Below are 9,809 nucleotides of genomic sequence, written 5' to 3'. Positions count from 1 at the left end.
CGCGGGCGCTGCGCATCGGCGAGGTGAACCCGCTCGATGCCAGCGCCGACCTGGGCTTCGTGCCCGATGCCGCGCTGGCCGACGGCAGCGTCACCCAGGGCGACGGCTGGGCGATACGAACCGTGCTGACGCCGGGTCATACCGCCAACCACGCGGCCTTTGCGCTCGAAGGGACCGGTATCCTGTTTTCGGCCGACCATGTGATGGCCTGGGCGACGTCCATCATCGCACCGCCCGATGGCGCGATGGCCGACTACATGAAATCGCTCGGCAGGCTGATCGAGCGCGGCGACCGCCTGCTGCTGCCCGGCCATGGCGGGCCGGTGACCGCGCCGCGCAGCTTCATGCAAGGGCTGAAGACGCACCGCAAGATGCGCGAACGGGCGATCCTGGAACGCATCCGCGGCGGCGACCGGACGATCAAAGACATGGTCGCGGCGATCTATCGCGACACAGACCCGCGGCTGCACGGCGCCGCCGGCCTCTCGGTGCTTGCCCATCTCGAAGACCTGGTGGCCCGCGGCCTCGTCGCCACCGACGGCGATCCGGCGATCGACGGTATATTCCGCGCTGCTGGTTAGATCACTCGGCCGGTGCCGCGCCGACCTGGCCGGCGACTTCCTGGTCGAGCTCGCCGAGGAAATCGGTGATGCGGGCGGCATTGTCGCCCAAGTCATAACGCCCGTAGCGCGAGGCCGAGCGCATGTCGACGATCACCGAATCGCCGTCGTCGGTGACGCGGATGGCGACATCTGCCGGCAGCCCGAGCACGAAGCCCCGGGCGACCGCGTTGATCGTCGCCTCGCTCTGCCCGCTGATGTCGGGATAGGGTGCGGTCAGTTGCCAGTCCCGCCGGTCGAGCACGGTCTCGACCGCATCGACCACGGTTTCGAAGGGCAGGTTGTAGCTGCGCCCGGTGACCAGCGGATAGGCCTGCGCCTGAAGGCTCTGCTCTCCGGGCGTCGGCGGCGACAGCGCGTTCATGTCGCTTGTGCGGTCGCCGGTGTCGAGCACCGGCGGGTCGTCGAGGTCGGTCGAGATGTCGCGCAGCGGCGGATAGACGGTGGCCCAGTAGGCGGCGATGCCGAAAGGGGCAAGCACCAGCACCGCCAGCAGTGCGCCGACGCTGAGGTCGCGGCCGCCGCGATCGCCGAAATTCCATAGTCTCGACAATGCAAGCCCGGCGAGCAGCAGCGCGAGGGCCGCGAGCAGCGCGACAATCGCCAGCACCCACAGGAAGGGCGGCGTCTCGACAAGGTCGAGCCGGTAGCCGGCAAGGACGGTCAGCAACAGGACGAGCGAGAATGCCCCGATCCGCCGCGACCAGCCGGCCGCCCTCGACGTCTGCCGTTCAGGAATTGTAGCCATCGTCTGCCGCATCACCCCAGCCCGAGCCGACAGTTAGCGCAGTTCGGCGTTCGGTGGAATCGCTGATTGAACATTCCTCAATCCGTCGGCAGACGATACTCCTTGAATTGCTGGCGCAAGGCGGTCTTCTGGATCTTGCCCGTCGCGGTGTGGGGAATTTCGCTGACGAAGGCGACGTCGTCGGGCATCCACCATTTGGCGACCTTGCCGCTCATGAAGGCGAGGATGTCGCCCTTGCTCGGTTCCTTGCCCGGCTTGCGCACGACCACCAGCAGCGGCCGCTCGCCCCATTTGGAATGCGGCACGCCTATTGCCGCCGCCTCCGCCACATCGGGATGGCCGACGACAAGGTTCTCCAGGTCGATGGTGGATATCCACTCGCCGCCCGATTTGATGACATCCTTGGCGCGGTCGGTGATCTGCATATAGCCGCTGGCGTCGATATGCGCGACATCGCCGGTGTCGAACCAGCCGTCCGCGTCGAACTGTTCGGAGCCGACGCCGCCATAATAGGCGCGCGCGACGGCCGGGCCGCGAACTTTCAGGCGCCCGAAGGTCTTGCCGTCCCAGGGCAGCACGTTGTCCTCGTCGTCGGTCACCTTCATTTCGACGCCGAAAGGCGGATGGCCCTGCTTGCCCTGGATGTCGAGCCGGGCATCGCCCGTCAGCCCTTCATATTCCGGCTTCATAGTGCACAAGGTGCCGAGCGGCGACATTTCGGTCATGCCCCAGGCATGCACGACCTGAACCTCGTATTTGTCCTGGAATTTCGCAGTGATGGCGCGCGGACAGGACGACCCGCCGATGACGACTTTGTTGAGATAAGGCAATTTCTTGCCGGTCTCCTCGAGATATTGCAGCAGCATCATCCATACCGTCGGCACGGCGGCGCTGAAGGTGACCTTTTCGGTGTCGAGCAGTTCGTAGATGGACGAGCCGTCCATCCTGCAGCCGGGCATCACCAGCTTTGCGCCGATCATCGGCGCGCTCTGGCCAAGACCCCAGGCATTGGCGTGGAACATCGGCACCACCGGGAGAATCACGTCCCGCGCCGATAAGCCCATGGCGTCCGGCATGGCGGCGATCATGGCGTGAAGGACGTTCGAGCGATGGCTGTAGACGACGCCTTTCGGGTCGCCTGTCGTGCCGGAAGTGTAGCACATGCCGGCGGCGGTGTTCTCGTCGAAGCTCTTCCAGGCGAAAGCGCCGTCGGCCTCGGCAAGCCATTCCTCATAGGCAACAGCATTCGGCAACGAGGTTTGCGGCATATGCGCCCGATCGGTCAGCACGATCACCTGTCTGAGCGAGCCGACCCCGTGGGCGATCTTTTCCAGCAGCGGCACGAAGGTCAGGTCGACGAAGATCGCCTTGTCCCCGGCGTCGTTCATGATCCAGGCAATCTGTTCGGGGAAGAGACGCGGATTGAGCGTGTGGTAAATCGCGCCGATGCCCATGATGCCGTACCAGGCCTCGAGGTGGCGGGCCGTGTTCCAGGCAAGCGTGGCGATGCGGTCGCCGAGCCCGAAGCCGTCCCGCTCCAGACGCTGCGCCACTTTGAGCGCCCGATGACGGATGTCGGCAAAGGTCGTGCGCACGATCGGGCCTTCGATCGAACGCGATACGATCTCGCGCCCGCCGTGCTGGCGTTCGGCGTGATCGATCAGCTTGTGGCAGAGCAGCGGCCATTCCTGCATCAGTCCGAGCATCTCGGCTCCTCCCCTTTTTGCGCTTTCGCGTCATTGTTTCACGCATTGTGGGATGATCCGGCGGATTGTCCAGCCGCCATAAGTCCAAGGCGGTGGATGGATGGAACGAGCCGTGAAACCCGCCATAATCCGGCCATCGTCGGCGTTAAGTTTCATTAATGGGCTGGGTGAGATTGGCGAATGGAGAGATTCGCATGGACGCGCAGCTCGATGAAAAAGCCCTCGAAAGCACGCTTGCCGAAAGTCTGGACGATCTGACGCCGGACTCCAAAACCGTTTCCGACGATGAATTTGCCGAAGTGGTCGGCGGGGCGCTGGAGGCCGTCGGCGGAACGCTGCTGTTCAAGATGTGCGTCGAGAACGACGGCGAAGGCCAGCATGTCGCTGCCGCATGCGTCGGCGACGGCGGCAACCGCCAGTTCCTGCTGCTCACGCTGCCGACCGCCGGCGGCGCGCTGAAGGTCGAGACAGCGGCAAGAAGCACCAACCCGGTCGCGGGCATCGCCGCCGCCTATGCCGGCCTCATGGATGCCTTCAAGACCGCCGCCTGAGCGTCAGCATCGGTTGGAAGAAAATTCCACTTTGACGCGGCCTCGCGCAACTGTGCAACCTTGTGCGAGGCTCCTCCCCGACACACCTTGTGGCGGAGAAGGAGAACCGTCATGGACAAGCTCGCCAACCCCGCCCCCGGCTTTCAGCGCAACCCAGACAAGGTGATCACGGTCGAACCCTATCGCGGCAGCGTCACGGTGCGCGCCGGCGACACAGTCATCGCCAGGTCGAGTCGGGCCAGGCTGTTGTCGGAGCCGCCCTACCCGGCGGTTTTCTACATCCCCTTCGCCGACATCGATTTCAGCCAGCTCGCCAGGACCGAGCATTCGACGCATTGTCCCTACAAAGGCGATGCGAGCTATTGGAGTGTCCTGCCGGCCGGCGAAAGCGGCAAGGACGCGATGTGGGCCTATGAGCAGCCCTTCGACGAAATGACCGAGATCCGCGATCACGGCGCGTTCTACACGGACAAGGTGACGGTCGAGGCTAAGCCGGACTGAGAAATTTCGAACCGACGCCCGAATGCCGCGATCAGTCGGTGGTGCCGTCGTTACCCATGTCTTCGGCATCGTCCAGGCGAACGAAGGTCATGCCCTTCTGCTTCAGGGCCAGCAGGCCCTGGACGACGCCCTCGCCCGCCGCATGGGTCGGCTGGTTGATGTGAGCAATGATGACGTCGCCATCCTTGGCGGCGGCGATGCGCCGGGCGGTTTGCTTGGCGCCGAGCAGCGAGCCGCCGTCGCCGTTGACGGAAAAGCCGGCGATCTTGAAGCCCAGCTTGCGGATCATGGCGATCGCTGACGGGCTGTACTCGGCGGTGGCGCCACGAAACCATTTCGGCGCTGGACCGCCGGCGCTCGCAAGCGCCGCGGCGCCGGATTCGACCTCGGCCAGAACGGCATCCGGGCTGCCGGCACTGCTGATGCCGTAGATCTTGCGCGGCGTGTCGACCGCCGGGATGTGACGGCCGCCGTGATTTTCCAGTTCGAACAGGTCCGGATGGGCGCGCATGATCTCGACAGCGGCGGCGTTGCGCTTCAGCCAGATGCCGGTGACGAAGATGGTCGCCGGAATCCTGTTCTCGACCAGCGCCGAAAGAATGCGCGTATCGGTCTTCCCGCCGCAGGCGTCCAGCGTGAGCGCTACGCGCCCGCCGCCGCCTTGCGGTTTCAGATGCAATGTCGGCTCGACCAGCGTCGCGGCATTGCCGGCCGAGACCGCCACGAGCGACAGCGCGAGCGCGTAAAGAGATTTTTGAAGCAAATCCGTCATTCTTCCCAAGCCCGGCATGCCCTGCCGTTCAACCGCAAGGCGGTGTCAACAAGACCCGCATCTAGGCGAAAATCGGGACGGTTCGCATCCGAAAAGCAACCGCGCGACAATTTGCGTGGACCGGTTGTTCTTATACATGTCGTCATGCGCTAGACGGCCTGCTCCAGCGCCACCTCGGTCCGCGCCAGAAGTTCCCGCACCGCCTCGACCACGGCATCCACTTCCAGGCGCCAGACACAGCATGCCTTGCTCGGATCGATGCGGCGGCACAGGTCGCCGCCGACGCAATCGCAAGGCATGGACGGCCGCAACGAGATGCTGGGAACGCCGACAGGTCCCCACCTGACCGGGCTGGTCAGGCCGAACAGGCCGACGACGGGCGTGCCGGCCGCCGCCGCCATATGCATCGGGCCGCTCTCATTGCCGACGAACAGCCTGGCCTCCTTGAGCAGCGCCAGCAGCGTTTCGAGCGAGAGCGCGCCGACCAGATTGACGACCGGCGTTTTCGCGGCCGCCATGATCCTGTCCGTCGCCTCGCTCTCCTCGGGGCCGCCGACCAGAACGACGTCCAGGCCTGTTTCGGCCGATATCCGGTCGATCGCGGCGGTAAAGCGCTCGGGCTGCCAGCGGCGCCCGGGGAAGCTTGCCCCGGCATGCACCGCCAGGAAGCCGTGGGGCCGCAGACGATATTTGCCCAGCAAGGCGAGGGCCCGCGACGTTTCGAAGGGCAGCGGGCGAATGGCCGGCGCCCTGACGCGCAGGTTCACCCCAAGCGCCTCGAGCGGAGAAAGATATCGGTAGAGATAATGCCGTTCGCCGAAGGCGAAGGGCTTCATCCTGACATTGGCGGGCTGGCGCTCGTACCAGCGCATCGGCCGCTCGGTCGGATGATAGCCCAGCCGGATCGGGGCATCGATCAGGCCCGAAAGGATCCGCGAGGTCTTCGAGTCGGTTATGTCGATGATCATGTCGAAGCGCTGTTGCCGCAACTCGCGCACCATCTGGAGCAATTCGCGTCCGCGCTGCAGCGGCGTGCCGCGCATCATGGCACGGCGGAAGGTAACGACTTCGGACGCGATGCCGTGCTCGGTGAGGAAGCCGCCGAAGCGAGCCTCGCAGAGAAAGACGATCCTGGCCTCTGGATATTCCAGCTGCAGGTTTTTCGCCAATGTGGAGGCAAGCACGATGTCGCCGACGAACTTGGCCTGCAGGATCAGGATCGATCGGAAAGCGGTGGGCGAAATCTGCAGCATCTGTTTCTCGCACCGAGGAACTCGGAACCAGAAACTGCTCGGCAACGATGTCGAGATTCGGAATCGTCACGCGCACGTTCACGTGAGTTTCCATACAAAACCGTAAGGTGCCGGCGCGCCCGTCAGGCGCGCTTTGCCTTGCCCTTCGCGGCCTGCACGGCCGCCTGCGCGGCGGCCAGCCGTGCGATCGGCACGCGGTAGGGCGAGCACGACACATAGTCGAGGCCGACCTCCTCGCAAAAGCGGATCGAGGCCGGGTCGCCGCCATGTTCGCCGCAGATGCCGAGCTTGATCTGCGGCCGCGTCGCCTTGCCCTTTTCCGCCGCGATGCGCACCAGCTCGCCGACGCCGTCGACGTCGAGCGACACGAACGGATCCTGCTCGATGATGCCCTTCTGCCGGTAGGTTTCGAGGAAGGAGGCCGCGTCGTCGCGCGAGATGCCGAAAGTCGTCTGGGTCAGGTCGTTGGTGCCGAAGGAGAAGAATTCGGCAGCCTCGGCAATGACATGGGCGCGGATGGCCGCGCGCGGGAGCTCAATCATGGTGCCTGTCAGATAGTCGATCTTGGTGCCGGTCTCCTGCATGACGCTTTGCGCAACCGCATCGATACGCGCCTTGACGTATTGCAGCTCCTTCACCAGGCCGACCAGCGGCACCATGATTTCGGGCACCACCAGGGCGCCGGCCTTGCGGCCTGCCTCGACCGCCGCCTCGAAGATGGCGCGCGCCTGCATCTCGGCGATCTCCGGATAGGAGACGGCAAGCCGGCAGCCGCGATGCCCGAGCATCGGGTTGAACTCGTGCAGCGCCTCGGTGCGCTGCCTGAGCTTGTCTGCCGACACGTTCATCGCAGCCGCGACCTCGGCCAACTCAGCCTCGGTCTTGGGCAGGAATTCATGCAGCGGCGGATCGAGCAGGCGGATCGTCACCGGCAGCCCGGCCATGATCTCGAACAGCTCGAGGAAATCCGAGCGCTGCATCGGCAACAGCTTGGCGAGCGCTGCGCGCCTGTCCTTCTCGGTGTCGGCCAGGATCATCTCGCGCATGGCGACGATACGGTCGCCGTCGAAGAACATGTGCTCCGTGCGGCAAAGCCCGATGCCTTCGGCGCCGAAGGAGCGCGCCATGCGCGCGTCGAGCGGCGTTTCGGCATTGGTACGCACCTTCATGCGGCGCGCGGCGTCGGCCCATTCCATGATGGCGGCGAAATCGCCCGAAAGCTCGGGTTGCAGCATGGCGACGGCACCCTTCAGCACCTGGCCGTTGCCGCCGTCGATGGTGATGATGTCGCCCTTGCGGAAGGTCTGGCCCATCGAGGTCAGCGTGCCGGCCTTGTAGTCGACGCGCAGCGAGCCGGCGCCCGAGACGCAGGGCTTGCCCATGCCGCGCGCCACCACGGCGGCGTGGCTGGTCATGCCGCCGCGCGTGGTGAGGATGCCTTCGGCCGCATGCATGCCGTGGATGTCCTCGGGGCTGGTCTCGATACGCACCAGGATCGCCTTGCGCCCTTGCGCCTTGGCGTCCTCGGCATCGCTGGACGAGAAGACGATCTCGCCGGTGGCGGCGCCGGGCGAAGCCGGCAGGCCCATGCCGATGACATCGCGCGCGGCCTTCGGATCGATGGTCGGGTGCAGGAGCTGGTCGAGCGAGGCGGGATCGATGCGGGCGACCGCTTCCTCCTTGCTGATCAGCCCGTCCTTCGCCATCTCGACGGCGATCTTCAGCGCCGCCTTGGCGGTGCGCTTGCCGGAGCGGGTCTGCAGCATCCACAATTTGCCGCGCTCGATGGTGAATTCGAGGTCCTGCATGTCGCGGTAGTGCTTTTCCAGCCGGTCGGAAATGTCGACGAAAGCTTGGAAAGCCTCCGGCATCAGCTTCTGCAGCGACGGCTTGTCGGAGCCGGCGGCGATGCGCGCCGCCTCGGTGATGTTCTGCGGCGTGCGGATGCCGGCCACCACGTCCTCGCCCTGCGCGTTGACGAGGAATTCGCCGTAGAGCTGCTTCTCGCCGGTCGAAGGGTTGCGGGTGAAGGCGACGCCGGTGGCGGAGGTGTCGCCCATATTGCCGAACACCATGGCCTGGACATTGACCGCCGTGCCCCAGCTCTCAGGGATATCGTGCAGGCGCCGATAGGTGATGGCGCGGTTGTTCATCCAGCTCGAAAACACCGCGCCGATGGCGCCCCAGAGCTGCTCGCGCGGGTCCTGGGGGAACGGCTTGCCAAGCTCCTCCTCGACCTTGGCCTTGTAGAGCCCGATCACGTCCTGCCATTCCCCGGCCGAAAGCCCGGTGTCGAGCTCATGGCCGAGGCTCGCCTTCTGGTCCTCGAGGATTTCTTCGAACACCTCATGGTCGAGACCCATGACGACGTCGGAATACATCTGGATGAAGCGGCGGTAGCTGTCATAGGCAAAGCGGGCATCGCCGGAATCGGCGGCAAGCGCCTCGACCGTCTCGTCGTTGAGGCCGAGATTGAGGACGGTATCCATCATGCCGGGCATCGAGGCGCGAGCGCCGGAGCGGACCGAGACCAAAAGCAGCTTCGACGGGTCGCCGAAACGGCGGCCGGTGAGCCTGCCGATATGCTCGAGCGCGGACAGGACATCCGCTTCCAGTGCCGCCGGATAGGTGCGGCCGTTCGCGTAGTAGGCGTTGCAGACATCGGTGGTGATGGTGAAGCCCGGCGGGACCGGCAGGCCGAGGCTGCACATCTCGGCCAGGTTGGCGCCCTTGCCGCCGAGAAGGTTGCGATCTCCGGCACGGCCTTCCGCGGCGCCGTCGCCGAAGGTGTAAACCCACTTGGTCATGCTCGCCCTCCAGGTCCTTGGAAGATAGACAACACCCGGACCAAGGCCCGGTTCCCCGCCCTTCCGATCCGAGCGATAGGATGCTGCAGTGCGAAAGGCAAGGCGTCGTGAAAGCAAGTCAGGCAACTACAATCGATTAAGCAGAAGCTGCGTCAAAAGGACTTGTCGGTGGGCGGCCTCGCGATATAGAACGCATCAAGAACAAAGCTGGAGTAGCGTGATGAAACTCAACGGAAAACTCGACTATCTGGAACTGCCGGCCACCGGCGGCACGCTGGACAGCGTCAAGTCTTTCTACAGCGCGGCGTTTTCCTGGTCGTTCACCGACTACGGGCCGACCTATTCCGCTTTTGCCGAAGGGCTCGACGGCGGCTTCCAGGCCGATGCCGGCGAGGCGCCGGCCAAACCGCTGCCCGTGCTCTATTCCGAAAATCTGGAGGAGACGCTTGAAGCGGTTGAGAATGCCGGAGGCAGCATCGTCAAGCCGATCTTTTCCTTCCCCGGCGGCAGGCGGTTTCATTTCACCGACCCGGCCGGCAACGAGCTGGCCGTGTGGGGCGAATAGCCCGCAATTCCGGCCGCCGGATTTGATCTTCCCCTTTGGACTACGCCAAAACGCGGCGGCAATCCGCCGACGCAGACATGCGGCAAGATTACCTTGGATGCTGGCGGTCCAAGCATTGAGCTTTCCACCGGCTCGTCCTATAAGGCCGCGCGCAGCGGGCACCGCCCGGCTGCTGGGGCGTCGCCAAGTGGTAAGGCATCGGTTTTTGGTACCGACATTCCCAGGTTCGAATCCTGGCGCCCCAGCCAAGCAATTTCGGGTCCATTCTGGACACATAGGTTACGGT

9 protein-coding genes and 1 tRNA gene are annotated in these 9,809 nt (G+C 64.9%); 5 read left to right on the top strand and 5 right to left on the bottom strand.

Going from position 1 to position 9,809, the window contains the following annotated elements:
* Positions 1-581, top strand: a 581-nt coding sequence (locus tag DH10_RS13760; protein ID WP_192384810.1) for an MBL fold metallo-hydrolase, incomplete at its 5' end; no start/stop codon positions are given.
* Position 582: 1 nt separating this feature from the next.
* Here the strand turns inward: DH10_RS13760 and DH10_RS13755 are convergent.
* A complete protein-coding gene (locus DH10_RS13755; protein ID WP_192384809.1) occupies positions 583-1,368 on the bottom strand; it encodes a DUF1499 domain-containing protein in 786 nt (261 codons plus the stop codon).
* Between the two features lie 77 nt (positions 1,369-1,445).
* Entirely contained in the window at positions 1,446-3,074 is a 1,629-nt protein-coding gene (locus DH10_RS13750) for a fatty-acid--CoA ligase (protein WP_192384808.1), read from the bottom strand.
* Positions 3,075-3,268: 194 nt separating this feature from the next.
* On the opposite strand from DH10_RS13750, the gene DH10_RS13745 reads away from it, so the two are divergent.
* Together DH10_RS13745 and DH10_RS13740 are read left to right on the top strand one after the other, a co-directional pair.
* Positions 3,269-3,625, top strand: a complete 357-nt coding sequence (locus DH10_RS13745) for a hypothetical protein (protein ID WP_192384807.1) — start codon at positions 3,269-3,271, stop codon at positions 3,623-3,625.
* Positions 3,626-3,736: 111 nt separating this feature from the next.
* Positions 3,737-4,126 (top strand): DUF427 domain-containing protein, encoded by a 390-nt coding sequence (locus DH10_RS13740; protein ID WP_192384806.1) that lies wholly within the window; start codon positions 3,737-3,739, stop codon positions 4,124-4,126.
* A 31-nt stretch (positions 4,127-4,157) separates the two neighbouring features.
* Here the strand turns inward: DH10_RS13740 and DH10_RS13735 are convergent, their stop codons facing one another.
* The 3 genes from DH10_RS13735 to ppdK all read right to left on the bottom strand — a co-directional run bounded on the left by DH10_RS13735 (position 4,158) and on the right by ppdK (position 8,958).
* Positions 4,158-4,898, bottom strand: coding sequence for a polysaccharide deacetylase family protein (locus tag DH10_RS13735; RefSeq protein WP_192384805.1), 741 nt, complete (start codon positions 4,896-4,898; stop codon positions 4,158-4,160).
* Between the two features lie 149 nt (positions 4,899-5,047).
* Positions 5,048-6,151 (bottom strand): glycosyltransferase family 9 protein, encoded by a 1,104-nt coding sequence (locus DH10_RS13730; RefSeq protein ID WP_192384804.1) that lies wholly within the window; start codon positions 6,149-6,151, stop codon positions 5,048-5,050.
* Positions 6,152-6,273: 122 nt separating this feature from the next.
* Positions 6,274-8,958 (bottom strand): pyruvate, phosphate dikinase, encoded by a 2,685-nt coding sequence (gene ppdK / locus DH10_RS13725; protein WP_192384803.1) that lies wholly within the window; start codon positions 8,956-8,958, stop codon positions 6,274-6,276.
* A gap of 220 nt (positions 8,959-9,178) precedes the next feature.
* On the opposite strand from ppdK, the gene DH10_RS13720 reads away from it, so the two are divergent.
* Together DH10_RS13720 and DH10_RS13715 are read left to right on the top strand one after the other, a co-directional pair.
* On the top strand, positions 9,179-9,523 hold the full coding sequence (locus DH10_RS13720; protein WP_192244025.1) for a VOC family protein: 345 nt from the start codon (positions 9,179-9,181) through the stop codon (positions 9,521-9,523).
* A gap of 173 nt (positions 9,524-9,696) precedes the next feature.
* Positions 9,697-9,771: transfer RNA gene (locus DH10_RS13715), tRNA-Gln, on the top strand.
* The last annotated feature ends 38 nt before the right edge of the window (positions 9,772-9,809 follow it).

Source organism: Mesorhizobium silamurunense, assembly GCF_014843825.1.
GTDB classification, from domain to species: domain Bacteria; phylum Pseudomonadota; class Alphaproteobacteria; order Rhizobiales; family Rhizobiaceae; genus Mesorhizobium; species Mesorhizobium silamurunense.
Note: the sequence above shows the minus strand (reverse complement) of the source record. Positions and strands in the feature narration are given on the sequence as shown.